Here is a 23,231-nt window from a genome sequence, read left to right as displayed (position 1 = left end):
CACGTTCGTATGGAGATCCTGGCCAGCCGCATGCTCATTCGGCCTGCGGATTACGAACGCTCGCTGACGTTCTACCGCGACGAGATCGGATTGGCGATCGCGCGTGACTACGGCGCGGGCACGGTGTTCTACGCCGGCCAGTCGTTGATCGAGATCGCCGGCCACGGAACGCCTACCGCGGGCGGGACGATATGGCTTCAGGTCCGCGACATCTACGCCACCGAGCAGGAATTGACCGGGCGCGGCGTGCCGATCGACCGCGAGGCACGTCAGGAGCCGTGGGGACTGCACGAGATGCACGTCACCGATCCCGACGGGACACTACTGATCTTCGTGCAGGTCCCCGAAAACCATCCGCTGCGCCGCGACAATCGCGAATAGCGTCAGCGCGCGGCCGCCAGCGGCCATCCCACCGAGGCCAGGCGCGCGGCGACCTGGTGGATCTCCTCCGGGTTGGGCTCCTTGTCGATGACGGCCTGCACCGCGGTGCGGATCTCGTCCTCGGTCACCGTGTCGGAGTGGGTCCTCTTCAGGATCGACTGCGCGGCCTGAACGACCTCTTCCTCGGTGAGCGAGCGCTTCAGCAGTGCGAGTAGCGCGAAGTAGTCCGTCGGCGGCACGCCCTCGGGATAACCCTGGTGCAGCCAGCCCAGCACGCTGTCCAAAACAGTTTGATTCACAGCCATGTCGTCTCGGCTCATTTCTTGGGCATGAAGGGGAAGAGATCGATACCGGTGTGATGGATGATGGTCGCCCGCGTGATCCAGAGAACCGCGGTCAGGATCACCCAGCCGACGAAGACGAACAGTGCGATGCCGAGGAACTTCACCATCGGATTCGGGGCGACGGTCGTGCCGTCCGCATTCTGGCCGCCCGACCCGTTGGAGTAGGCCACCAGCCCGGCCGCGAACACCGCGGGCAGGCCTGCGCCGAGGAGCAGTCCGACGGCGAGCACCTTGAGGATGCTTTCGAAATACGTCATCAACGTGTCCTTGTCGTCCCGCTCAGACCGACGCCGTCGGCTTGGATTCCCTGACGGCCTCGCGAAGTTCCGCGGGCACAACGGAGTTCGTCGAGCTGTCCCAGTCCGCGTTGACGTTGCTGCTGTCCACCTTCTGCTGCTGGGCGCGCCACCACATGAAGAAGGACAGGCCCACCAGCACCAGGAAGATCAGGCCGTCACCGGCCAGCGCCGAGTTCGTCAGTGACTTCACCCCGTCGGACAGCCAGTACGACAAGGCGCCGACGAGACCGGCGGCGGGCAGGGTGATCAGCCATGCGACGGCCATCCGGCCCGCGACGGCCCAGCGGACCTGGGCGCCGGGCTTGCCGACGCCGCTGCCCAGGATCGAGCCGGTGGCGACGTGCGTGGTCGACAGCGCCATACCCGCGGCGCTTGAGCTCAAAATGATTGCGGCCGAGGATGCTTCGGCGGCGAAGCCCTGCGGCGAGTCGATCTCGACGAGCCCCTTGCCCAGGGTGCGGATGACACGCCAGCCACCGAGGTAGGTACCGAGGCCGATCGCAAGCGCGCAGCTGAAGATGATCCAGAACGGCAGTCCCTGTTCCTTCACATCGCCCGTCAGGTGACCGGTCGTGATGAGTGCCAATGCGATGACGCCCATCGTCTTCTGGGCGTCGTTGGTGCCGTGCGACAGCGCGACCAGTGAAGCGGTCGCGATCTGGCCCCAGCGGAAGCCTTCCCGTCGCCGGCCCTCCACCACCCGACGGGTGATCCGGTATACGAGCCAGGTGCCGCCCGCGGCGACCAGACATGCGATGACCGGCGCGGCGATCGCGGGGATCAGCACCTTGCCGGTGACGCCCGACCAGTTGACGCCCGCGAGTCCGAGCGCCGCGAGGCCCGCGCCGATCAATCCGCCGAAGAGCGCATGCGACGAACTGGAGGGGATACCGAACAACCAGGTGAGGAGGTTCCAGAGGATGCCGCCGATGAGGCCGGCGAAGATGATCGTCAGACCCGTCGACGCGTCGATCCCCGGGATCAGCTCGCCGGTCTTGCTGTCCTGCACCTTGAGCACCGAGGTGGTCACGGTGACCGCGACCTCGACGGACAGGAACGCCCCGACCAGGTTCAGGACGCCTGCCAACAGGACCGCGGTCTTGGGCTTCAGAGCGCCGGTGGCGATCGACGTCGCCATCGCGTTGCCCGTGTCGTGGAAGCCGTTCGTGAAGTCGAACGCCAGTGCCGTTGCTATCAACAGCACCAGGATGATCAGCTCTGCGCTCACGGCGCTAATTCTGCGGCCCGGAGGGGCCATTTGCCTAACGAAACGCCCCACCAGAAGGGTGTGTCGAGCAGGGACTTCGTCTGACCAGGCGAGGTGTTCACCCATTGTTCAACTTCAACGGGGTAAACGTTTGCCTGCCGCGCCGATCGCACCGTGCCTGGGGCGCGATTAGCATCGAATCCCTAGACCGCACGCGATAGTACGGAGGAGCCGTGACCTTTCTGGCGAGGATCGTCGCGTGGATCACCGCCGGTTATCCGGAGGGCGTGCCTGGCCCGGACCGGGTGCCGCTGTTCGCGCTCCTCAAGCGCCGCCTCACCGACGACGAGGTGAAGGCCGTCGCGAAGGAGTTGAAGGACCTCGGCGAGTTCGACAGTGCCGATATCGGCGTACTGATCACCCAGATCACCGACGAACTGCCGACGCCGGACGACATTGAGCGCGTACGAGCACGGCTGGCCGCGAGAGGCTGGCCACTCGACGACCCGCGTGACGGCGAGGAGCAGGCATAGCCGTCCTCCGCGCCGTCGCCGTTCCGCCTGGTGCTACGGCGCTTTCGGTGCTACCCATGGTGGAACTCGCGCTCGCCGGACGCGCGGCGCTGTTGCCGGTGCCGAAAGACGACGAGCGCGAAACCTCCTTGATCACAACGTCATTGCGGGCAGACTCGGAGGTCGACGACGATGTGGCCGTAGTGGTATCGACGTCCGGAACGACAGGAACACCCAAGGGCGCGCTGCTGACCGCGTCGGCGTTGACGGCCAGCGCGGAGGCCACCCATGCCCGTCTCGGCGGCGCCGGACGGTGGCTGCTGGCGCTACCCGCCCATCACGTGGCCGGGCTGCAGGTGTTGGTGCGCAGCGTCATCGCGGGGACCGCGCCGGTCGCAATACCGGCGGGTTTCTCTGCGATAGAACTGGTTTGGGCCATCGACTCTCTCGGTTCGGGCCGGCGATATGTATCGCTGGTGGCTGCGCAGCTCGACAAGGCACTGCGCGACGCCGGCGCTACCGCAGCGTTGGCGTCGATGGATGCCGTGCTGATCGGCGGCGGGCCGATGCCTGCCGGGGTGGCACACCGAGCCGCGGCCGCGGGCATTCCCGTGGTCCGCACGTACGGCATGAGCGAGACCGCGGGCGGCTGCGTGTACGACGGGTTGCCGCTCGACGGTGTGCGGTTGCGTATCGACGACGGACGCGTGGTGCTCGGCGGCGCGACGCTGGCCAAGGGCTACCGCAATCCCGTCGACCCCGACCCGTTCGTCGAGCCGGGCTGGTTTCGCACCGATGATGTTGGTGCGATTGATGACTCAGGGGTGCTCACAGTTCTGGGCCGAGTCGACGATGCAATCAGCACAGGCGGGTTGACCGTACTGCCGCAACTGGTGGAGGCGGCGGTGGCGTCGCACGATGCGGTGGCCGAATGCGTTGTGTTCGGCGTCGACGACGAACGCTTGGGGCAGCGAGTTGCGGCAGCGGTTGTCGTGGCACCGGGACGTACCGCCCCGACGCTGGCCGACATCCGCGCGCACATCGCGACCACACTGGACGTAACGGCGGCACCGCGGGAAATCCACGTCATCGACGAGATCCCGCGCCGCGGCATCGGCAAGGTCGACCGGCGGGCGCTGGCGGCGCGGTTCGGCGGCCAGTAACTCGGTCATTCGCGAATCATGGCCCCCGCTCCGGGTTTTCGTCGTCTTTGTCTGGTGGTTTCAGGAGTAGTTCGGGGCGGTGGTGGTAGTTGATGCGGGTTTGGCCGGTGTCGAGGCCTGGTGGTGGGCGCCATTCGGCGTCGCCGTGGTCGTTGATGGTGGTGGTCCAGCCATTCTCCTTGTCGACGAGGCGGTTATCCGGCCCACAGGCCAGGGTCATCTCGTTGACGTTGGTGTGGCCGCCATCAGCCCAATCCTGCAGGGCGTGATGCACCTGGGCGCCGTAGGCCGGCACCGCGCAGCACGGTTTGGTGCAGCCCCCGTCACGCGCGATCAACATGATCCGCTGCGCCGCCGACGCGGTGCGTCGCGCGCGGAACAGATCCAGGGCTTGTCCGGTGGATTTGTCGAACACCGCCAGCCAGTGGTGGGCGTGGGCGGCCAGGCGGATCACGTCTGTGATCGGTATGAGGCTGCCGCCGCCGGTGGTGCCGACCCCGGCGCGGGATTCGAGGTCTTGCAGGGTGGTGCGGATGATGATCGAGGTCGGTAGCCCGTTGTGCTGACCCAACTCGCCGGATTCCAACGCGTTGCGGCCCAGGGCGAGCAGGGCGTCGTGTTGGCGTTGGGCCAGGGTGCGGTGATCGGTGTCGATCTGCTCCTGTGAGGGGGTGCCGCTGATGCACGGGGTGTCGTCGTCGGGGTTGCACATGCCCGGTGCGCCCCATTTGGCGAAGATGGGTTCGAGCACTGCCCACGCTTCCGGCGTCAGGTCGCCTTTGATGGAGACCATGCCGTCACGGCCCTGCGGGCCACAAATGAGACCGCGTTTGCGCTGTCGTTCGGTGTCCTCGGGTTCCGGGCCGTCCTGATCCAACAGGAACAGCATGGTGGTGGCGGCCCTGCCCAGCTCGTAGGGTCCGACACCGACCGCGATACGCACCAAGTCTTGTTCGATCTGTTCACGTGTGGCGGCATCCACGAACCCGGGAAGGCGTCCCATGGCGTCGCGGATCTTGTCCACATGTTCACCGGTGATCTGCCCGGCGGCTTGGGCGGCGGCGGTCGCGGGCAGCACCGGCGCCAACGGTTGACCGGTCAACGCGCGCCGTGGCCCGAGTACTTCGGCTTCGGCCAGGCGGCGGTTGGCCTCGGTCGCTGAGATCCGCCACCGGATCCGCAGTACGTCTTTCCAGTTCTTGGCGCCCAACTCCTTGGGCGTCGTTTCGGTCTGTAGTCGGGCCAGCGCGCGGTGCCACTGCGTAGGTAGTTGGCACGACAACACCTCCAGCTCGTCGAGGACGTCGAGCAGTTCGCGGTGGGTGAGCATGTCCAGGTCGCAGCAGGCCAGCGATTCGTAGGCGGACCGCAGCGCGGCCATCGCCACCTGAACCGGAGTCGCCAACATGATTCGAACATACATTCGACCACCGACAACCACACCCAGCCTGTGACAGCAGAAACCAAAGTGACAGAAGAGGTTTCAGCTGTTCGCGAGAGCCCGCCTGGCATAGGCCCGAACATCGGCGTCGCCGTCGTCGAGTGCGCCTTCCAGCGCCTCCCGGGCCGCGTCCTCCGACGACGCCCACCGGGTCAGGCTCAACACCGCGGCCTTGCGGACATCGAGGTGTGGGTCAGACAGTGCGCGCGACAGTGGGGGCACGGCGGCAATCGGCGAGGGCGCCCCGGCCAGCGCGCGGGCCGCGCCCTGCCGGATCTGCCATGCCGACGCCGCGAGTGCGCCCTCGACGGTCGTCGCGTCGACGTCGTTCCAGCCGATCGACCCCATCGCCGCCAACGCCGCTGCCCGAACCAGCGGGTCGGGGTCGTCGATGAGTTCGCGGACCGCGTCGGCGCCGGTGCGCAGTGTGCCGAGCCCATTGGCGACGGCGATGCGCACTTCACGGTTCGCATCCGTGCGCGCGGCGGCAACGCCCGCAGCGTCGTCGACCGAGACCAGCGCACGGACCGCCTCGATGCGCACGCGGTGATCCGCGTCGACGACTGCTCGACGGTACTGTTCGGCGTCCCCGGCGCGGCGGGAACTCAACACGTAGACGGCCGCGCCCCGAACGACCGGGTCGACGGACGTCAACAGGCTTTGGATGGGTTCGGCGGTCGGCAGCACTTCCACGAGTTCACGGATGCCGTCGGCCGCGACGCGACGCACTTCGGCGTTCGGGTCACTCAGCGCGGCTACCAGTGCCGTCGCATACCCATCGGGCAGGTGCTCGGTCAACACATCGACCGCGGTGCGACGGACGCCCGCATCGCTGTCGGTCAGGAACGGCGCAAGCAGCTCGACGGTGGGCTCGTCGAGCGCCAGCACGGCGGCGATGCGTGGCGACGGCGGTTGCGCGGCTGCCCCGTCGCGAACCCGGGACACCTCGGACGCGGGCGCCTGTCCACCGACCGGGTCGGGCTGTCGCACCGGGATGGGTTCCGTTTCACCGCTGGGCAATTCGTCGAAACCGGGAACCGGCACAAAGTAGGGCGCGACGGGCCGCTTGAAGAACTCGATGTCGCCGTCGGCGGTCTTTCGCAGGTTGAGGTGATAGCGCCAGTCCACATCGTCGCGCTCGGGGCTGTCGCTGCGGTCGTGATAGAGGCCCCAACGCGATTCGGTGCGGGTGAGCGACGAGCGGGCGGCCATCTCAGCGCAGTCACGGATGAACGACACCTCGACGGCCCGCATCAGTTCGTGCGGCGTGGTGGCACCGATGCCCGCGATCTCGCCGCGCATCCGGTCGAAGGTCTGCACCGCTATAGACAGCTTGGCGGCGGTCTTCGGCGGGGCGACATAGTCGTTGACGAACCGGCGCAGCTTGTACTCGACCTGGGTCTGCGGCGGACCGTCGGGATGCTGAAGCGGCCGGTAGATCAGCTCGTGTGCCTCAGCGATCTGATCATCCGGAAGTTGTTGTGGCGATTCGACATCGGTCAGGGTGGACGCTGCGTGGCTGCCTGCGAGATCGCCGTAGACGAACGCGCCGATCATGTAGTTGTGCGGGACGCAGGCCAGGTCACCCGCTGCATACAGTCCTGGGACGGTGGTGCGTGCATGCTCGTCGACCCAGACACCTGATGCGGAATGACCGCTGCACAAACCGATTTCGGAGATATGCATCTCGATGTCGTGCGTACGGTAGTCATGGCCGCGATTCGCATGGAACGTACCGCGGGTCGGCCGCTCGGTGGTGTGCAGAATGCCCTCGAGCGTGCTCAGTGTCTCGTCGGGTAGGTGGCTGACCTTCAGGTAGATGGGACCGCGCGCCGACTCGATCTCGTTCTTGACCTCCGACATCATCTGCCCCGACCAGTAGTCGGAGTCGACGAACCGCTCCCCGGCCGCGTTGACCTGGTAGCCCCCGAAGGGGTTGGCGACGTACGCACATGCCGGTCCGTTGTAGTCCTTGATCAACGGATTGATCTGGAAGCACTCGATTCCGGAGAGTTCGGCGCCCGCGTGGAACGCCATCGAATAGCCATCACCGGCGTTGGTCGGGTTCTCGTAGGTGCCGTACAGGTAACCCGAGGCGGGCAACCCCAGCCGGCCGCACGGTCCGGTGGCGAGGATGACGGCCTTGGCGCCCACGACTACGAACTCTCCGGTGCGGCTGTTCAGCGCGGCGGCACCGACCGCGCGCCCGTTCTCGGTGAGGACGCGGACGGGAACCAGCCGGTTCTCGATGCGGATCTTCTCGCGCATCGATCGCTGCCGCAGCACCCGGTACAGCGCTTTTTTGACATCCTTGCCCTCCGGCATTGGCAGCACGTACGAGCCGGAGCGATGGACGCGCCGCACAGCGTACTCGCCGTGTTCATCCTTCTCGAACTTGACGCCGTACCGTTCCAGTCGCTGCACCATGGCGAAACCACGGGTGGCGGTCTGATAAATGGTGCGCTGGTTGACGATTCCGTCGTTGGCGCGGGTGATCTCGGCGACGTAGTCCTCGGGTGTGGCCTTGCCGGGGATGACGGCGTTGTTGACGCCGTCCATGCCCATGGCCAACGCACCGGAGTGCCGGACGTGGGCCTTCTCGAGCAGCAGGACCTGCGCACCGTTCTCGGCGGCGGTGAGCGCGGCCATCGTTCCGGCCGTGCCGCCACCGATCACGAGCACGTCGCAGTCGAGGCGCACGGCGTCTTCGAGCGCAGGAACTTCCACTAGCTGACCAACTCCGAATGATCGAGTGCAACAATGACTTCAGCACGCAGGGTGGCCCGGTTTACGCTGGTGTCGCGGGGCGATGGAACGTGGAGCAGTGCGCGCAGGGGTTGCCCCGCACGACCGAGCACGGCGATGCGGTCCCCGATGAGCAGGGCCTCGTCGACGTCGTGAGTGACGAAGACAACGGTCGTCGGGTGCGCACGCCAGGTCTCGATGAGCAGGCGCTGCATGGTGGCGCGGGTCTGCGTGTCGAGGGCGCCGAACGGTTCGTCCATCATGACCGCGCGCGGCGCCCCGGCCAGCCCGCGGGCGAGTTGCACACGCTGACGCATCCCGCCGGACAGACTCTTCGGCAGATACTTCTCAAACCCGGTCAGCCCGACGTCGGCGACCCACCGCAACGCCTCCTCGCGGCGGCCCTGGCGCGGGCGTCCGGCCAGTTTGAGCGCGAGCTCGACGTTCGATTGCACAGTCCGCCAGGGCAACAGCGCGTTGTCTTGGAAAACCATGGCGCGGTCGCGGGACGTGGTGGTGACGCGGTCACCGTCGCCGAGCACCTCTCCCCTGTCCGGTGGCAGCAAGCCGGCCAGTGCGCGCAGCACCGTCGACTTGCCGCAGCCCGATGGTCCGGTCAGCACCAGGATCTCGCCGGGCGCGACGTCGAGGTCCAGTCCGTCGACGACGGGCGCGCCGCCGTAGCTGAGCACGACGTCGCGCAGTTCCAGGGACATACCCGTCATCGCGCGTTCTCCTCACCGCGGGGCAGCCAACGGGTTACTCGCCGGCCGATGAGTTCGACGGCGGCAGACGTGACGAAGCCGAGTACGCCGATCGTGATGATGCCGACGAAGACGTCGGGATAGGCCAGCACGGTGTATGCCTGCCAGGTGCGGTAGCCGACGCCGAGACGTCCGGAGATCATCTCGGCGGAGATCACGCAGATCCACGCGACTCCGATGCCAACGGACAACCCGCCGAAGACACCGGGGAGGATGCCGGGCAACACAACTCGGGTGATGACGTCCCATCGGTTGCCGCCGAGCGTGCGCACCGAGTCCTCCCACAGCGTCGGCAGCGCCCGCACCGCGTGCCTGGTGCTCACCATGATGGGGAAGTACGCGGCGAGGAAGGTGATGAACACGATCCCCGCCTCGTCGGTGGGGAACAGCAGGATCGCGACGGGCACGATCGCGATCGCGGGGATCGGTCGGGCAAGTTCGGTGAGCGGGCCGAAGACGTTGGCAAACGCGCCCGAGCGGCCGAGCAGAATGCCGGTGACGACACCCGCGACAGCAGCGAGAGCGAATCCGGTGAGGATGCGGATCAGTGACTGGCCCAGGTCCAGCCAGTAGTCCTGCGTACCCACCCGCGTGCCGAACGCGGAGACGATCTCGGTGACCGTCGGCAACGTGTCGAATCGCAGCCACAGCCGGACGTCGCTGGCGGTCAACAGCTGCCAGAGTGCGATGGCGGCCGCCACCGAGGCGATGCGCACCAGCCAGGATGACCAGGTCCTGCGGGCAGGTGCCTTGACGGTGGCGTCCGTCGGTGCGGCGACTGCGGGCGCGTCGGGTGTCAGCACCGCCGGCGCGGCCGTCACACCGCACCCACTAATGCCTGCTGGTACTCGACGACCGTCGCGCCGGGATGGCCGCCGATGTAGCGCTGCGCACCGGCGGGCGTACCGAACGGCAGAAAGTTACGACCATCCTGGACCCAGACGGACTTGTCGGCGAACCAACGCGTGCCGAACTCGCTGTCGGGGACGTAGGCCGCACGGACCTGCTCTCCGCGGGCGTTCGCCTCGCGCACGGCGCGCAACAGGCATCCGGGGTTCGCGGCAGCCTGGGTGGCGTCCCTGCCATTGATCCAGAGTTCGCTCGCCAGTTTCGGATCGGTGACCGCAACGTTGCAGACCGGATCCTGACCGCCCAGCGCTGACGGGTTCGTCGTCGTATTCAGCGCGGCTTCATAGTCCTGCCCACGCTCCGCGAACGCCTTGCGGATGGCGGTGTCGTCGACGAACTCGTCGATGTTCAGATCGGCGAAGTCCCCGATGGACTCGAGGTAGGGCACGTCGCCCTTGAACGCCTCGATGAGCGACGGCTTGAGCGTGGTGTCGAAGCTGGTGCCGCCGGGGCCGTTGTAGAGGTACACGACTTCCTGGGGCAGGCCGCTGCCCTCAGCGACGAGCCGGGCGGACTCCAGCGGGTTTTCGTTGAGGAAGTCGGTGGCGTCGAGTTGTGCCTGCAGGAACGCGTCGAGCACCTCGGGGTGTTGGCTCGCGTAGTCGCGGCGGACGACGACTCCGTGGAACGTCGGGTAGTCACCCTCGGCACCGTCGTAGAGCAGCTGGGCCTTGTCCTGGAAGACCAGCAGACCGGGCCATGCGACGAATTGTGAAAGTGCCTGCGCCTGTCCGGATTCCAGCGCCGACGCGCCGACCTGAGGCTGCTGGTTGAGTACCTCGACGCCGGTCTTCGGATCGATGCCGGCGTTGTCGAGTGCGCGGACCAACGTGCCGTGGCCCGCAGAGCCGACGCTGGCCGAGACCTTCTTACCCGCGAGATCGGTGATCGATCGGATGGGCGAGTTGGGCGGGACGACGACCATGTTCAGTGCGCCGGTCGGGCTGTAGCCGGTGACGGAGACGAACTCCGTGCGGGCGCGTTCGTTCGCCTGGGTCTTGGAGCCGTTGATGAGCAGCGGGTAGTCGCCCATCGAGCCGATGTCGATCTTCTCGGCGACCATCTGGGCGGTGATGGGGGCGCCCGTGTCGTAGTCCTGCCACTGCACGTTGTAGTTCACTCCCGAGGAGTTGGAGATGTCCTCGAGCCGCTTCTCCAGAAAACCCTTGGCCTTCAAAAGGGTTCCGGCGGTGACGGTGTTGATGGTCTTGGATTGATAGCCGATGACGACGTTGACGGTGTCTGCGGACTCGGACTGGGAGTCAAGCGAGCAGGCGGCCAGTGAACCGGCGGTGAGGACGACAGAGGCTACGGCGAGTATGCGCTTCATGAATGTTCCTGATTCTCAGCGGAGGAGGTAGGGCATGTTGACGGAGACGGCGCCGGTGGGGCAGCGCGCTGCGCAGGGACCGCAGTACCAACACTCGTCCACGTGCATGAAGGCCTTGCCGTTCTCGGGATTGATCGCCAAGGAGTCGAGTGGACAGATCTCGACGCACAATGTGCACCCTTCGATGCACAGCGACTCGTCGATGGTCACCGGCACATCGACACGCTGATTGACCTGGGCCATCAGTTTCCCCTAACCAGATTGCTGCGCAGCGTAATTCGATCCCCGCGCATGCGGATGTACTCGAGATCGACGGGCCGTCCGTCGTCCAGGTGGGTGAGGCGCTCCAACAGCAGGACCGGAGCACCGTCCGGGACCTGCAGGATGGCGGCTGAATGTGCATCGGCGGCAACAGATTCGACTGCAAGGGTGGCCCCGCCGAGGCGCCGCCCGGTGACCTGCTCGATGAGCGCGAAGACGTCGTTGACCTCGAGTGAATGCTCGATGACCTCGCGGCCGATGTCGGGAGCGAGGTAGGTCATGTCGAGTGACAGCGGGAGGTCACCGAGGTAGCGCAGACGCTCGATGAACACGACGGGCTCGGACGGGCTCAGCTGTAAGCGGTTCGCGACCGACGGTGGCGCAGCGACGTTCATGGTCGTGCGCACCTCGTTGCGGATCTCGCCGTAGCCCTTGAACGTCTCCTTGAGGCCGACGAGCGCGTCGAGACCGTGGTCGTACTTGCGGATGGCGACATGGGTGCCCGTGCGGGGACCGCGGTCGATGAGGCCCTCGTCCTTGAGCGCAGCCAGCGCCTCACGGACGGTGTTGCGGGAAACGAAGAATTCGCTCGCCAGATCCTGCTCGGTGGGCAGTCCGTCGGAGTAGCCGCCCGCATGAATCTGGTGCCTCAGGACATCGGCGACCAGGCGCGCCTGGTCGGCTCGGGGTCGGCGGATCGGCGTCGGTTCGGCATGCTGCGCGCGGGCTTCTTGGCTGGCCACGGTCACCTCCAGGGGGCTGTCGTCGTGTGACTGACCTGGTCGGTGACGTTATCGGTGGACGCGGTGGCCGCCGACCAACCGCATTGAGGGATCGGCGCGGCTCAGGTGAATGCGCCGGTCCACAGCCTCGCCGACCTGCCGTTAGGCCTCATACGACAGCCATTGCGCCAGTGCTCCGGCGTCGAGAGGTTTCAAATCGCGGTGAGCAGAACGGTGCGGATCGGCGGTGAGCGCCGTCTCTGCGAACGGGCAGCGACGCGGCGAGCATGATGTAGCCATGCGCCACGAAGTGACCACCGTCGCCGACCTCCGCGCGATTGTCGGGGAACCTCAGCAGGCGGTCGCCAACAAGGTCAAGGACAGGTTGTCCCCTGTCCAGCGGGACTGGCTGGCGCACTCGCCGCTCGGCTTCGTCGCGACCACCGATGCGCAGGGCCGCGTCGATGTGTCACCGAAAGGCGACCCGCCCGGCTTCGTTCACGTCATCGACGACACGACGGTCGCGATCCCCGAACGCCCGGGCAACAAGCGCGTCGACGGCTACCTCAACGTGTTGCAGCGCCCGCAGGTCGGCACGCTGTTTCTGATACCGGGCCGCGGCGACACACTGCGCATCAATGGCTCCGCGCGAATCCTCTCTGACGCAGACTATTTCGATGCCATGGTGGTGAACGGTAACCGGCCCATCCTCGCGTTGGAGATCGACATCGAAGAGGTGTTCTTCCACTGCGCCAAGGCTTTTATGCGGTCGGACACTTGGGATCCGTCAAGTTGGAATCCGACGGCCTTGCCGAGCGTCGCCGAACTCGCCAAGGCCGTCCGCACCGACTGGACGCAAGCCCAGCTCGAGGAGTACTACAGCGACGACAACTATCGCAGGCAGCTCTACTAGAACTGGTTGACGCCGCCATCGACGGGGATGTCGGCAACGGTGGTGAAGCTGCTCAGATCCTCGCGTTGGTGTTGGAGGAGCTCAGGATGATGGGGAGGTGCTCCTCGGTGATGTACCCGATCGGGGCGACGTCGATGACCGCTGTCGTGCCCTCGAGTAGTGCAATGGTGGATGGGTAGGGTCGTTCAGATGGCGGCCACTTCTCACCGACGAGAAATCGTGGCGGTCGCCGTCGGAGTTGTCCTTGTCATCGCGGCATTCGTGGTGCCGCACCTGGATCTCGGCATCGTCACCCCCCTGATCAATGCCACCCCGGAACGCTTCCGCGACTTCGCGGGCACCGCGCCGATCTTCGGGTGGTGGAATGCCCACGTCGGCTGGGGCACTGTCCCCGCCGTCGTGATCGGCGCCGCGGCGGTGTGGTGGGGACCGTCGGTGGCGCGGCGGCTGCCGTGGCGATGGGTGCCGTGGGTCACGTGGGCGACGGCGTGCGCATGGGCGTTTTCGCTCGCCATGATCGACGGCTGGGAACGCGGTTTCGCCGGTCGGCTCACCGCGCGGCATGAGTATCTGCGCCAGGTACCCACCATCACCGATATCCCGGAGGCGGTGCGCACCTTCGCGAGCAGAATTCTGGATTACCAACCTGATTCGTGGATCACCCACGTGTCGGGCCATCCTCCGGGAGCGCTGCTGTCGTTTGTCTGGCTCGACCGCATCGGGCTGGGCGGTGGCGGATGGGCGGCGCTGCTGTGCCTGCTCGTCGGTTCGAGCGCGGCAGCCGCGATCGTGGTCGCGGTGCGCGCACTCGCCAATGAGGACGTCGCGCGGATGGCGGCACCGTTCACGGCGGTTGCGCCTACGGCGATCTGGATCGCCGTGTCCGCCGACGGCTACTTCGCCGGTGTGGCGGCGTGGGGTATCGCGTTGCTGGCGTTGGCGGCTCGACGCACCGTGCGCTGGCCGATGCTGGCGGCGGCCGGTTCCGGGCTGCTGCTGGGGTGGGGCATCTTCCTCAACTACGGCTTGGGTCTCATGGCAGCTCCCGCCGTCGCGGTGTTGCTCGCGGCGGTGGACTGGCGGGCGGCGCTGCGCGCGCTGATCCCTGCGGTGCTGGTCGCGCTCGTCGTTGTCGCGGTCTTCGCCGCCGCGGGGTTCTGGTGGTTCGACGGGTATGTCCTTGTGCAGGAACGCTATTGGCAGGGCATCGCGAACGACCGCCCGTTCCAGTACTGGTCGTGGGCGAATTTCGCGTCGGTGGTGTGCGCGATCGGACTGGGCAGCGTGGCGGGAATCGGCCGCGTCTTCGACCGGGCCGCGATCAGGCTGCGGCCGGGTCTGCATCTGGTCGTGCTCGGCGCGCTGGTCGCGGTCGTGTTCGCGGACCTGTCCATGCTGAGCAAGGCCGAAACGGAACGCATCTGGCTGCCGTTCACGATTTGGCTGACGGCGGCCGGGGCGCTGTTGCCGCCACGTTCGCAGCGGTGGTGGCTGGCCGTCAACGTGGTCGGCGCGCTCGCGCTGAACCATCTGATCCTGACGAATTGGTGACGTCGTCGCTGACTATTCGGTGACGCACTGCTCGATTCCCGGCAACCGGTGGCTTGTGGGTCGACAATCGGATGCGTAACGAACGCGCGACTCACGCCACTCAAGGTGGGACGGACACCCGAGCACATGGACCATTCCGAGGAGCCTGATGGAGCGCCGACAGACGCGCGCGGATACGGATTCCCCCGACGCCTGTGGCGCGGTCTGGACGAGCATCCGCCACCGGGCCTGAAACGCGCCACGCGCTGGCGCAGTCCGCTGCGCGGCCTATGGCTGACGTCTGCGCTCGGGTCTGTACTGCTGATCACCCTTCCGGTGGTGACGATCACCGGTCTGCTTTCGTACATCGCGTACGGGCCGCAGTTCGGCCAGGCGATTCCGGGCGACGTCGGCTGGCTCAAGTTACCGACGTTCGACTGGCCGACCGACCCGTCATGGCTGTACCGGCTCAACCAAGGCCTGCATGTCGGGCTCGGGCTGATCCTGATCCCGATTGTGCTGGCCAAACTCTGGTCGGTGATTCCGCGACTCTTCGCTTGGCCACCGTCACGCTCGGTGGCACAGATGCTCGAACGCATTTCGCTGCTGATGCTTGTCGGTGGGATCCTGTTCGAGATCATCACCGGCGTCCTCAACATCCAGTACGACTACATATTCGGCTTCAGCTTCTACACGGCCCATTACTACGGAGCATGGGTCTTCATCGCGGGCTTCGTGATTCACATCGCCATCAAGATTCCGCGCATGCGGCTAGGGCTTCGATCGATGTCCATGCGACGCGTGTTGCGCACCAACACCAGGGACACCCGACCCGAACCGTACGAACCCGACGGGCTCGTGGCAGCCGAACCCGGACCCGCCACGATCAGCCGCCGCGGCGCTCTCGCCCTCGTCGGCGGTGGCGCGCTGTTCATGGCAGTCATCACCGCCGGCCAGACGCTGGGCGGCTGGACTCGGCAGACAGCACTGCTGTTGCCCCGCGGGCGGACCCACGGCGACGGGCCAAACGACTTCCAGATCAACCGCACTGCCGCCGCGGCCCGGATCACCCCCGACTTGACCGGCGAACGCTGGCGCCTGACCCTGACCGGTGGGCCGTCGCCGGTCGTTCTCGACCGCGCGATGCTCACCGCGATGTCGCAGCACACCGCACGATTGCCGATCGCCTGCGTCGAGGGCTGGTCGACCACCGAGACGTGGACCGGGGTGCCACTGCGGAACCTGGCAAAGCTCGCCGGTGTTCCCGAACCGCGGTCCGCATTCGTGCGCTCAGTGGAACGTTTCGGCGCGTTCAACCGCGCCACCCTGCAGGCCAACCAGGTGATGCACCCGGATTCGCTGCTTGCACTTCGGGTCAACGACGCCGACCTGTCCCTCGATCACGGCTTTCCGGCACGAATCATCGTTCCGGCACTGCCCGGCGTGCACAACACCAAATGGGTAGCATCCATCGACTTCAGGGCGAAGTGACATGTCACTGAACGGATTTCACCGCATCTACGGGTCGCATCCGCTGCACCTGCTGACGCTGGTCGCAGGTTTCGCGCTCTTCGGTTACGTCATCGCGACGATCAAGCCTGAGACGTTGTGGAACACCAACGTGTGGTGGCAGTCGATCGCAGTGTGGTTCGCCGCCGCGATCATCGCCCACGACCTCGTCTTGTTTCCGATCTATGCCCTGGCGGACCGACTGCTGACAGCCAATCGGCGTCCGGTCGCAAAGGTGCCTGTGCTCAACTTCATTCGGGTACCCGCGCTGGGGGCCGCGCTGACGCTGGTGGTCTTCCTGCCCGGCATCATCGAACAAGGCGCGCCGACATATCTCGCCGCCACCGGACAGACCCAGGAACCTTTCCTCGGTCGGTGGCTGCTGCTGACCGCGGTGATGTTCGCCGCGAGTGCCATCGCGTTCGCGATCAAGCTCGTTCTCAGCCGGGCGAAATCCACTGGCCCGCAGAAAAGGACGGTTCGAAGTGCCGAATCGGCCGGTTGAGGCGATCGGGGCGCTGCTCGCCGTGATCGTGGTTGTGGCGGGCTGCGGCGAAGGTGCGACAACGGAGCAGACATCCGCGCCGCGGTCCTCACGTACGCCCGCTGCCGAACCCGCTCCGGCCGGGGCTCCGACGGTGTCGCCGGTCGGCAGGGTCGTGCCGATCCCCGGCGGGCCCGAGGGCATCGTCATCGGCACATCGGGAACCGCTGCGATCGCCGTACGTAATCCCCCCGGTGTGGCGCTGGTGGACAGCAGAACCGGGGTCGTTCGTCAGACCGTCCAGCTGGGCGGAGCTGCACGGCATCTGAGCCTCGCCGGGGCCGACGGGCCAGTGTTGGTCCCGCTGGAGTCGTCCGACGAGTTGGTCGAAATGAGCCTCGCCGATGGCGACGTGGTGTCGAGGACCGCCGGCGTCGGGCGGCAGCCTCACGATGCCGTGCGCACGTCCGACGGCACTGTCGTCGTGACCAACGAAATGGGTGGCGGTGTGGTGTTCGTTCGGGACGGGGACGTCGTCGGATCACTACCCGCGGGTCCACCGCAGCCGGGTGGTGCCGCGGCGGTCGGGAAGTACGCGGCGGTGGCCGACGTGCAGGGCAACGGAGTGTGGGTTTATGACGGATCGAGCCGGGAGCAGGTGGCGCAAGGGCCGGTCGGTACCAAGCTGACGCACGCGGTGACATTATCCGACGACCTCGTCGCATTCGCCGACACCGATGGCGGCGCCGTGCTCATCGAACGCATCACGCCGCAGATCAGCGGGCTGGCCAGGGTCGAGTCGCCGGGCAAGCCCTACGGGCTGGCATACGACCCCGATCGTCGACGGCTTTTCGTCACCCTGACCGCCACCAACCAACTGCAGGTGATCGACGTGGCCGATCCCGCCACACCACGGATCGCCGGCACCGTCCCGACGGTGCAACAACCCAATTCGGTCGCGGTGGAACCACGTTCGGGCGCGGTACTGATCACGGGCAGCAGCCCCAACGGGTCGCTGCAGATCATCACCGAGGATCTGTTACCCCGCTGATCGTCACGGCAAAGCCAGCGTCGCCACGACGCGCCCGCCGATCGTCTGCATACCCGTCATCACCAATCCTGCGTCCTTGGCGAGCGAGGCGGCGGAATCGATGCCGACCAATGCCCAACGAAACCACGGCCCGATAGTCCGGCTGGACTCCAGTCGCACCCAGCTGGTGCGGATTCCCATTGCCTCCGAATCGAATTCGGCCACGCACTTGCCGCCGTGACCCAACAACTCGGCTGCTCTTCTGAGCATCCGCAGTGGGTCACCACCCAACCCCACGTTTCCGTCGGCGAGAAGGACTGTCTGCCAGCGTCCGATCCCCGGCAATGGTCCGAACACGTCTCGTCGGAGCACCGGAGCGCCGTTGCGCCGCGCCAAGTCGATGGCCGTCGCCGACTGATCGACCCCGAGCGCGGGAATGCCACACCGGATGAGTTCAGTCACGAATCGACCAGGACCACAACCCAAGTCGATCGTCGGACCAGTGCACAGTTCCAGCACGGCACTGTCGAACTTATCGTCGGCGTGCTTCCCGCCGAGCCACCGTCGCACCGGTAACCGTCGGACTTCGCCGTCGTCGCGCCTGATCCAGCACCGCTCACCGTCGAGAGCGCGGTCATAGAGTTGGCCCAGCATGTCAGGCATGCACCCCCTCGGTGGCGCGGGCGAAATGACTGTCCGCGGAGCACATCCGCCGGACCGACGCGATGTCCGCGACGGTATCGACATCGCCCAACTCGGCGACCCGCGTGACCTCGATTCCCTTGGACCACAACGCGGCCAGCGTCAACGCCCCGGTGTCGGGTTGCGACATCGGCACCGTCCGAAGGCAATCGGCCATCGCGGCGTCGGACACTCCCAGCACCCACCATCCGCCGTCGTCGGCGAGGCCGAGCACCGCGCCGGTGCCCATCAGTTCATGGGCGCATTCGGTGAGCATGTCGGCCGACACCTGCGGCGTGTCCATACCGATCTGCAGCACCGTTCGAATGCCCGTCGCTGCCGCCGCGTCGATGTGCGCATTGGCGAGCCGGTCGGCGAAACCATCCCCGCGCTGCGGCACCACCGTGAACGATTCCAGGCGGCTACGGATCGTCGCCGATGCCCGCGCGGAATCGAGGTCGCCTGTCATCGCCACCACGCGCGCCTGTACCGGCATGGCGGCGACCGCGTCGAGGGTGTCCAGCAGCGCAGCGGCCGCGATGTCGGCGGCCACCCGATCCCCTACCGAGGCGGCCAGCCGCGTCTTCGCCAATCCGGGCACGGGCGCCTTCGCCACCACCAGGGCGACCACCGGAATCACGAAATCACCCGCCAGAAATCGAATGCCGCGACCACGCTGCCGCGCATCGAACCGCTCACCTTCGATTTTCCGCCGGTTCTGGGTCCGTAGTCCACATCGCGTTCGACGACGTTCCAGCCCGCGGCAGCGGCCCGCACCAGCAGTTCGAGCGGATATCCGGACCTGCGGTCCTGCACGCCGAGCCCCATCAGCGCGTCGCGACGGACCACCCGCATCGGCGCAATGTCGTGCACCGGCAGACCGTGCTTGCGACGCAGCCGCCAGCACACCGCAGCGGTCCCGGCGCGGGCATGCCACGGCCATTTCAGCCCCTTCACGGCACGCCGCCGTCCGATCGCCATATCCGCTCCACGTTCGAGATCGTCGACCAATTTCGGCAGGTCACGCGGATCAAGCGAGCCGTCGGCGTCGATGACCGCCACGACCGGCGTCGTCGCCGCCACGATCCCGGCGTGCACCGCGGAGCCGTATCCCGGACGGGGCTCGGCGACCACGTCCGCACCGTGCCGTCGGGCCACCTCGGCGGTGCCGTCGGTGCTGTTGTTGTCGACCACCAGGGTGCGGTACCCGGGCGGGATCGCCGCCAGGACCCCCGGCAGCGACGCGGCCTCGTTGAGGCACGGCAGCACCACCGTGACGGGACAGTCGGGCATGGTTCGAGGCTAACCACCCTCGCGCTGGTCAAACAGGGTGACCCATGACGAATTCATTACGTTGCTGCAGGTCGCGGGTGTGCGGGGCTAACCTCGGGGGGTGACTCGGGTGTTGATCGCCGACGACGACACCGTCGTGCGCGATGTCGTGCGCCGGTATCTGGAGCGCGATGGCCTCGAGGTGTCGATCGCCCACGACGGAACGGAGGCGCTGCGGCTGCTCGGCTCGCAGCGCATCGACGTCGCGGTATTGGACGTGATGATGCCCGGACCTGACGGCCTCACGCTGTGCCGCAGCCTGAGGCAGCGCGGCGGTTACGCGATTCCGGTGATCCTGCTGACCGCGCTCGGTGAAGAGGACGACCGGATCGCGGGTCTGGAGGCCGGCGCCGACGACTATCTGACCAAACCGTTCAGTCCGCGCGAACTGGCGCTGCGGGTCCGGTCGGTGCTGCGGCGTGCTCCTGCGCAGTCAGGCCCCCCACCGCTCGACATCACGGTGGGCGGGCTGAGCGTGTCGGCAGCCGCGCGCTCGGCGACCGTGTCCGGGCACCCGGTATCGCTGACCAACCGCGAATTCGACCTGCTGATGTTCTTCCTCACACACACCGACACCGTGTTCTCCCGTGAGGAACTGCTGAAACAGGTGTGGCGCTGGGACTTCGGCGATCTGTCGACGGTGACGGTGCATGTGAAGCGGCTGAGGTCCAAGCTCGGAGACGCGCACCGGTTGCAGACCGTGTGGGGCAAGGGCTACCTCTGGAGCAGCGCCGACGAACAGCAGGCTCATGCCCACTGACCTGTGGGAGATCGCCTGGTGGGCGTTCGCCTGCTCGGTGCCGGTGGTTCTCGCCGGAGCGATCATCATCCGGTTGGCACGGTCGTGGTCGTTGGCCGTCAGCATGGTGGCGCTGGTGCTCATCCCGGTACTGGCGACGTTCTCCGGAGTGCTGGGCGCGAGCGGGTTCATGCTCACCGAGACGTTTGAACAGACGGCGGTCGTGCTGGTCATCGTCGCGGTGGTCACGATTCCGGCGGCGGTGATGTTGGCGCGCTACCAAGCCCGGCGCACCGTCTGGGAGCAGGAGATCCGCGATTCCGAACGGGCCGCAGAGCAGTCGCGGCGGCGGCTGGTGGCCTTCGTCAGCCACGACCTGCGCACACCGCTGGCCGGGATCCGCGCGGTGTCCGAGGCCATCGCCGACGGTGTGGTTCCCGAATCAGAGGTGCAGGTGCACGCCAAAACGATTGAGCAGGAATCGATTCGGCTCGCCGATATGGTCGACGATCTGTTCGAGATGTCGAAGATCAATGCAGGCGCGATACGACCCGCGCTGGACAAGGTGGCGCTGGACGAGGTCGTCGACGACGTCCTGGCTGCACACCGGATCGCCGCCGAGCGCGCCGGCGTGCACCTGACGGCCGAATTGCCGTCCAAGGCGGTACGGGTGGTGGGTAGCGACCGGGCTTTGGTCCGGGTGTTGTCCAACCTGGTGGCCAACGCCATCGCGCATACACCGGAGGGCGGGGAGGTTCTGCTCTCACTCGGTGCCGACGACAACGGCGCATGGGCCCGGGTGGACGACACCGGCGTCGGCATCGCCGAGGCTGACCTACCGCGGGTGTTCGATGTCGCGTACCGCGGTTCCAACAACCGTGTGCCACGCTCGGATTCGTCGCTGCCCAGCGGATCCGGACTCGGCCTCGCCATCGCCGCGGGTCTTGTTCAGGCCCATCGCGGCACACTGACCGCGCACAACCTCGACGCCGGCGCACGGTTCGAGGTGCGGTTGCCGTTGGCTGCCGAGGATTAGTCCACGGCGAATGCTCGCCACATTCCGGGCACACCCTTCAATTGGTGCTCACCGCGATCGGTGAAGCGCAGTCGGGAACCGAGCACCAGTGGCGGGATCACCCCCGATACAAACACCTCGCCAGGACCGGCAAGCGCCATGATGCGGGCCGCAACATGGACCGCGATGCCGTGGATGTCGCCGTCGGATTTCTCGACCTCTCCGGTGTGCAGACCGACACGGACTTCCAAGCCGAGATCTTCGACCGCGTCGCGTATCGCGCATCCACATTCGATCGCGCGCGCCGGACCGTCGAATGTCGCGAGCGCGCCGTCTCCGGTGAACTTGACGACTTCACCACGCCAGCTGGCCACACTTCGATCGACGACGCGGTCATGGGCGGCAAGCACTTTCGTCCAAGCTTCATCGCCGAGCTGTGCAGCACGTCGGGTCGAGCCCACAATGTCGGTGAACAACACCGTCGCCAGTACGCGGTTGGACGGTGGCGCACCGCGTTGGCCGGTGAGAAATGTTTCCACCTCGTCGAGCAGGCTGTCGGCATCGCCGGCGAACCACACGCTGTCCTCGCCGTCGAACTCGACCAGTCGAGCATCGGGAATCCGCCCGACGATGTCCTGGGCATGGCCGTCGCGTACGTGGCGATCGCCGCGACGGCGCACCACCAGCGTCGGCGCCTGGATACTGCCGAGGAGAGGGCGGACGTCGGTGCGCGCGAACAGGTCGAACGCCCGCACCCAGTCCCCGGGTCCGCCTGCGAGGCGTTCATTGCGGCCCCACCAACGCCTCTTGGCGGCGTCGTTGGTCCAACTCGGCGCCAACACGTCGACGAGCGCTCCCGTCCCGACATTTCGACCGAACGCCTCGTTGAACCGAGCGAGCTCCGACTCGGGTAGTCCGAAAGACTGGCCGGTAGTGCGGAGAAAGTTTGCGTAGGGACTGGAAAGCACAAGCGAGCGAATCCGCTGAGGATGGGTGGCGGCCAACAACATGACAGACAGCCCTGACTCCGTCATCGAGAACACCGACGCTCGCTCGCTCCCGACCGCATCGAGCACCGAAACGAGGCCGTCGGTCCAGACCTGCATCGAAGGATTGTCGGCCGGCGCCGAATCGGAGCTGCCGATCCCGAGCAGATCGGTCAGGATCAAACGACTGAACGACGCCAGGCGGTGAAGATGTCCGGCGACGGCGGCGTCGTCCCACACCAGGTCAATCGGGAAGTTCGGACTCGGTACCAACAGTAGGTCGGGCCCGTTGTCGCCGAGGACCTGGTACGCGAAATGGACACCGTTGTCCTGCGCGTACAGCGTCTCCGGCACGCCCCCCATGGCAAGAGCATGCCATCTGACCGGCGCCCTCATCCGCGACTCTTGTATTTGAGTGATCGTTCTACTATCGTCGCTAACCATGGCGACCAAGAGTGCCGACAAGGCGCGACGCAAATTCAAGTTCGAACGACGCATGGGACGCATCGTGATGAACCCGTTGGTGACGGCGCTGGACCGTCTGGGCGTCCGCTCGTCACTTGTGGTCGAGCTCGAAACCATCGGCCGCAAGTCGTCAGAACCGCGCCGGGTGCCGCTGGCCGGTCGGATCGACGGCAACGACCTGTGGGTCATCTCCCAACACGGTCGCCGGGCCGGCTGGGCCTACAACATAGCCGCCAACCCGAATGTCCGGGTACGGGTGAACAACGAGTGGCGCACCGGCACAGCCACTTTCGAACCCGATGACGACGTGCGCGCCCGTGCCCGCAGCTTCGGTGGTGGCGGCCGATTCGGACAATCGGCGACCGCGTTCACGATGCGCGCGATGGAAAGCGACCCGATCTCGGTCCGCATCGCCCTCGACTAAGTCCGTTTCGAGCCGACTGGGACGGGTAGTCCCACCGCGTCGGAA

25 protein-coding genes are annotated in these 23,231 nt (G+C 66.6%); 11 read left to right on the top strand and 14 right to left on the bottom strand.

Translation table 11 applies throughout. From position 1 onward, the window contains the following. The first annotated feature begins 9 nt into the window (after positions 1 to 9). Entirely contained in the window at positions 10 to 381 is a 372-nt protein-coding gene (locus G6N42_RS25695) for a VOC family protein (protein WP_163734678.1), read from the top strand. A 2-nt stretch (positions 382 to 383) separates the two neighbouring features. Here the strand turns inward: G6N42_RS25695 and G6N42_RS25690 are convergent, their stop codons facing one another. Genes G6N42_RS25690 through G6N42_RS25680 form a run of 3 tightly spaced genes read right to left on the bottom strand, consistent with a single transcriptional unit; the run spans position 384 to position 2,252 of the window. Continuing rightward, the gene (locus G6N42_RS25690; protein ID WP_163734676.1) at positions 384 to 686 is read right to left on the bottom strand and encodes a DUF3349 domain-containing protein; all 303 of its coding nucleotides are present in this window, start codon (positions 684 to 686) and stop codon (positions 384 to 386) included. Between the two features lie 11 nt (positions 687 to 697). Further along, positions 698 to 982, bottom strand: a complete 285-nt coding sequence (locus G6N42_RS25685) for a hypothetical protein (RefSeq protein WP_163734673.1) — start codon at positions 980 to 982, stop codon at positions 698 to 700. 22 nt (positions 983 to 1,004) lie between these two features. Then, positions 1,005 to 2,252, bottom strand: a complete 1,248-nt coding sequence (locus G6N42_RS25680) for an inorganic phosphate transporter (protein ID WP_163734670.1) — start codon at positions 2,250 to 2,252, stop codon at positions 1,005 to 1,007. Between the two features lie 212 nt (positions 2,253 to 2,464). Here G6N42_RS25680 and G6N42_RS25675 point away from each other — a divergent pair, with 212 nt between their 5' ends. Then, entirely contained in the window at positions 2,465 to 2,764 is a 300-nt protein-coding gene (locus G6N42_RS25675; protein ID WP_163734667.1) for a DUF3349 domain-containing protein, read from the top strand. A gap of 56 nt (positions 2,765 to 2,820) precedes the next feature. Beyond that, positions 2,821 to 3,906: an o-succinylbenzoate--CoA ligase gene (gene menE / locus G6N42_RS25670; RefSeq protein ID WP_232076320.1), complete on the top strand. Its 1,086-nt coding sequence runs from the start codon at positions 2,821 to 2,823 to the stop codon at positions 3,904 to 3,906. Positions 3,907 to 3,922: 16 nt separating this feature from the next. On the opposite strand, the gene G6N42_RS25665 is transcribed toward menE, so the two are convergent. The 7 genes from G6N42_RS25665 to G6N42_RS25635 are packed head-to-tail and all read right to left on the bottom strand — an operon-like array spanning position 3,923 to position 12,099. Then, complete coding sequence (locus G6N42_RS25665) at positions 3,923 to 5,329, bottom strand: HNH endonuclease signature motif containing protein (protein WP_163734664.1); 1,407 nt, start codon at positions 5,327 to 5,329, stop codon at positions 3,923 to 3,925. A gap of 60 nt (positions 5,330 to 5,389) precedes the next feature. Beyond that, on the bottom strand, positions 5,390 to 8,074 hold the full coding sequence (locus G6N42_RS25660) for a fumarate reductase/succinate dehydrogenase flavoprotein subunit (protein WP_163734662.1): 2,685 nt from the start codon (positions 8,072 to 8,074) through the stop codon (positions 5,390 to 5,392). Next, positions 8,074 to 8,817 (bottom strand): ABC transporter ATP-binding protein, encoded by a 744-nt coding sequence (locus tag G6N42_RS25655; RefSeq protein ID WP_163734659.1) that lies wholly within the window; start codon positions 8,815 to 8,817, stop codon positions 8,074 to 8,076. The genes G6N42_RS25660 and G6N42_RS25655 overlap by 1 nt, the downstream gene beginning before the upstream one ends. After that, positions 8,814 to 9,659, bottom strand: coding sequence for an ABC transporter permease (locus G6N42_RS25650; RefSeq protein WP_163738260.1), 846 nt, complete (start codon positions 9,657 to 9,659; stop codon positions 8,814 to 8,816). Before G6N42_RS25650 ends, G6N42_RS25655 begins: the two co-directional genes overlap by 4 nt. Positions 9,660 to 9,673: 14 nt before the next feature. Then, complete coding sequence (locus G6N42_RS25645; RefSeq protein ID WP_163734656.1) at positions 9,674 to 11,095, bottom strand: ABC transporter substrate-binding protein; 1,422 nt, start codon at positions 11,093 to 11,095, stop codon at positions 9,674 to 9,676. Between the two features lie 15 nt (positions 11,096 to 11,110). Continuing rightward, positions 11,111 to 11,338 (bottom strand): 4Fe-4S dicluster domain-containing protein, encoded by a 228-nt coding sequence (locus tag G6N42_RS25640; protein ID WP_099038114.1) that lies wholly within the window; start codon positions 11,336 to 11,338, stop codon positions 11,111 to 11,113. Further along, a complete protein-coding gene (locus G6N42_RS25635) occupies positions 11,338 to 12,099 on the bottom strand; it encodes a GntR family transcriptional regulator (protein ID WP_163734653.1) in 762 nt (253 codons plus the stop codon). Before G6N42_RS25635 ends, G6N42_RS25640 begins: the two co-directional genes overlap by 1 nt. Before the next feature lie 277 nt (positions 12,100 to 12,376). Here G6N42_RS25635 and G6N42_RS25630 point away from each other — a divergent pair, with 277 nt between their 5' ends. The 5 genes from G6N42_RS25630 to G6N42_RS25610 all read left to right on the top strand — a co-directional run bounded on the left by G6N42_RS25630 (position 12,377) and on the right by G6N42_RS25610 (position 17,565). Continuing rightward, on the top strand, positions 12,377 to 12,991 hold the full coding sequence (locus G6N42_RS25630) for a pyridoxamine 5'-phosphate oxidase family protein (RefSeq protein ID WP_163734648.1): 615 nt from the start codon (positions 12,377 to 12,379) through the stop codon (positions 12,989 to 12,991). 189 nt (positions 12,992 to 13,180) lie between these two features. After that, positions 13,181 to 14,542: a hypothetical protein gene (locus tag G6N42_RS25625; RefSeq protein WP_163734645.1), complete on the top strand. Its 1,362-nt coding sequence runs from the start codon at positions 13,181 to 13,183 to the stop codon at positions 14,540 to 14,542. Positions 14,543 to 14,668: 126 nt separating this feature from the next. Then, positions 14,669 to 16,012, top strand: a complete 1,344-nt coding sequence (locus G6N42_RS25620) for a molybdopterin-dependent oxidoreductase (protein ID WP_163734642.1) — start codon at positions 14,669 to 14,671, stop codon at positions 16,010 to 16,012. Position 16,013: 1 nt separating this feature from the next. Beyond that, positions 16,014 to 16,535 (top strand): hypothetical protein, encoded by a 522-nt coding sequence (locus tag G6N42_RS25615; RefSeq protein ID WP_163734639.1) that lies wholly within the window; start codon positions 16,014 to 16,016, stop codon positions 16,533 to 16,535. Next, on the top strand, positions 16,516 to 17,565 hold the full coding sequence (locus G6N42_RS25610; protein WP_232076318.1) for a YncE family protein: 1,050 nt from the start codon (positions 16,516 to 16,518) through the stop codon (positions 17,563 to 17,565). Before G6N42_RS25615 ends, G6N42_RS25610 begins: the two co-directional genes overlap by 20 nt. A gap of 3 nt (positions 17,566 to 17,568) precedes the next feature. On the opposite strand, the gene G6N42_RS25605 is transcribed toward G6N42_RS25610, so the two are convergent. The 3 genes from G6N42_RS25605 to G6N42_RS25595 are packed head-to-tail and all read right to left on the bottom strand — an operon-like array spanning position 17,569 to position 19,518. After that, positions 17,569 to 18,198, bottom strand: coding sequence for a class I SAM-dependent methyltransferase (locus G6N42_RS25605; protein ID WP_163738254.1), 630 nt, complete (start codon positions 18,196 to 18,198; stop codon positions 17,569 to 17,571). Position 18,199: 1 nt separating this feature from the next. Continuing rightward, positions 18,200 to 18,865 carry a TIGR04282 family arsenosugar biosynthesis glycosyltransferase gene (locus G6N42_RS25600; protein WP_163734635.1) on the bottom strand — a complete coding sequence of 222 codons (666 nt, stop codon included), beginning with the start codon at positions 18,863 to 18,865 and terminating at the stop codon, positions 18,200 to 18,202. Beyond that, the gene (locus G6N42_RS25595; RefSeq protein ID WP_197905556.1) at positions 18,862 to 19,518 is read right to left on the bottom strand and encodes a glycosyltransferase family 2 protein; all 657 of its coding nucleotides are present in this window, start codon (positions 19,516 to 19,518) and stop codon (positions 18,862 to 18,864) included. Before G6N42_RS25595 ends, G6N42_RS25600 begins: the two co-directional genes overlap by 4 nt. 100 nt (positions 19,519 to 19,618) lie before the next feature. Between G6N42_RS25595 and G6N42_RS25590 the strand changes: the two genes are divergently transcribed. Further along, positions 19,619 to 20,317, top strand: a complete 699-nt coding sequence (locus tag G6N42_RS25590; protein WP_163734631.1) for a response regulator transcription factor — start codon at positions 19,619 to 19,621, stop codon at positions 20,315 to 20,317. Next, a complete protein-coding gene (locus G6N42_RS25585) occupies positions 20,307 to 21,332 on the top strand; it encodes a sensor histidine kinase (protein WP_163734628.1) in 1,026 nt (341 codons plus the stop codon). Before G6N42_RS25590 ends, G6N42_RS25585 begins: the two co-directional genes overlap by 11 nt. Here the strand turns inward: G6N42_RS25585 and G6N42_RS25580 are convergent. Then, a complete protein-coding gene (locus G6N42_RS25580) occupies positions 21,329 to 22,660 on the bottom strand; it encodes an adenylate/guanylate cyclase domain-containing protein (protein WP_163734624.1) in 1,332 nt (443 codons plus the stop codon). The genes G6N42_RS25585 and G6N42_RS25580 overlap by 4 nt on opposite strands. A gap of 79 nt (positions 22,661 to 22,739) precedes the next feature. On the opposite strand from G6N42_RS25580, the gene G6N42_RS25575 reads away from it, so the two are divergent. Further along, a complete protein-coding gene (locus G6N42_RS25575) occupies positions 22,740 to 23,186 on the top strand; it encodes a nitroreductase/quinone reductase family protein (RefSeq protein WP_163734620.1) in 447 nt (148 codons plus the stop codon). Positions 23,187 to 23,231: the final 45 nt, after the last annotated feature.

Source organism: Mycobacterium gallinarum, from assembly GCF_010726765.1.
In the GTDB taxonomy this organism is placed as follows: Bacteria; Actinomycetota; Actinomycetes; order Mycobacteriales; family Mycobacteriaceae; genus Mycobacterium; species Mycobacterium gallinarum.
The sequence above is the reverse complement of the archived record's forward strand: the minus strand, read 5'-3'. Positions and strand labels throughout refer to the sequence as shown.

Excerpts from the sequence above, each read along its gene's own strand:
- G6N42_RS25695 (WP_163734678.1), top strand. The coding sequence starts at position 10 with ATGGAGATCCTGGCCAGCCGCATGCTCATTCGGCCTGCGGATTACGAA.
- G6N42_RS25690 (WP_163734676.1), bottom strand. The coding sequence starts at position 686 with ATGGCTGTGAATCAAACTGTTTTGGACAGCGTGCTGGGCTGGCTGCAC.
- G6N42_RS25685 (WP_163734673.1), bottom strand. The coding sequence starts at position 982 with ATGACGTATTTCGAAAGCATCCTCAAGGTGCTCGCCGTCGGACTGCTC.
- menE (WP_232076320.1), top strand. The coding sequence starts at position 2,821 with ATGGTGGAACTCGCGCTCGCCGGACGCGCGGCGCTGTTGCCGGTGCCG.
- G6N42_RS25665 (WP_163734664.1), bottom strand. The coding sequence starts at position 5,329 with ATGTATGTTCGAATCATGTTGGCGACTCCGGTTCAGGTGGCGATGGCC.
- G6N42_RS25655 (WP_163734659.1), bottom strand. The coding sequence starts at position 8,817 with ATGACGGGTATGTCCCTGGAACTGCGCGACGTCGTGCTCAGCTACGGC.
- G6N42_RS25645 (WP_163734656.1), bottom strand. The coding sequence starts at position 11,095 with ATGAAGCGCATACTCGCCGTAGCCTCTGTCGTCCTCACCGCCGGTTCA.
- G6N42_RS25640 (WP_099038114.1), bottom strand. The coding sequence starts at position 11,338 with ATGGCCCAGGTCAATCAGCGTGTCGATGTGCCGGTGACCATCGACGAG.
- G6N42_RS25630 (WP_163734648.1), top strand. The coding sequence starts at position 12,377 with ATGCGCCACGAAGTGACCACCGTCGCCGACCTCCGCGCGATTGTCGGG.
- G6N42_RS25625 (WP_163734645.1), top strand. The coding sequence starts at position 13,181 with ATGGCGGCCACTTCTCACCGACGAGAAATCGTGGCGGTCGCCGTCGGA.
- G6N42_RS25620 (WP_163734642.1), top strand. The coding sequence starts at position 14,669 with ATGGACCATTCCGAGGAGCCTGATGGAGCGCCGACAGACGCGCGCGGA.
- G6N42_RS25615 (WP_163734639.1), top strand. The coding sequence starts at position 16,014 with ATGTCACTGAACGGATTTCACCGCATCTACGGGTCGCATCCGCTGCAC.
- G6N42_RS25605 (WP_163738254.1), bottom strand. The coding sequence starts at position 18,198 with ATGCTGGGCCAACTCTATGACCGCGCTCTCGACGGTGAGCGGTGCTGG.
- G6N42_RS25595 (WP_197905556.1), bottom strand. The coding sequence starts at position 19,518 with ATGCCCGACTGTCCCGTCACGGTGGTGCTGCCGTGCCTCAACGAGGCC.
- G6N42_RS25585 (WP_163734628.1), top strand. The coding sequence starts at position 20,307 with ATGCCCACTGACCTGTGGGAGATCGCCTGGTGGGCGTTCGCCTGCTCG.
- G6N42_RS25580 (WP_163734624.1), bottom strand. The coding sequence starts at position 22,660 with ATGGGGGGCGTGCCGGAGACGCTGTACGCGCAGGACAACGGTGTCCAT.
- G6N42_RS25575 (WP_163734620.1), top strand. The coding sequence starts at position 22,740 with ATGGCGACCAAGAGTGCCGACAAGGCGCGACGCAAATTCAAGTTCGAA.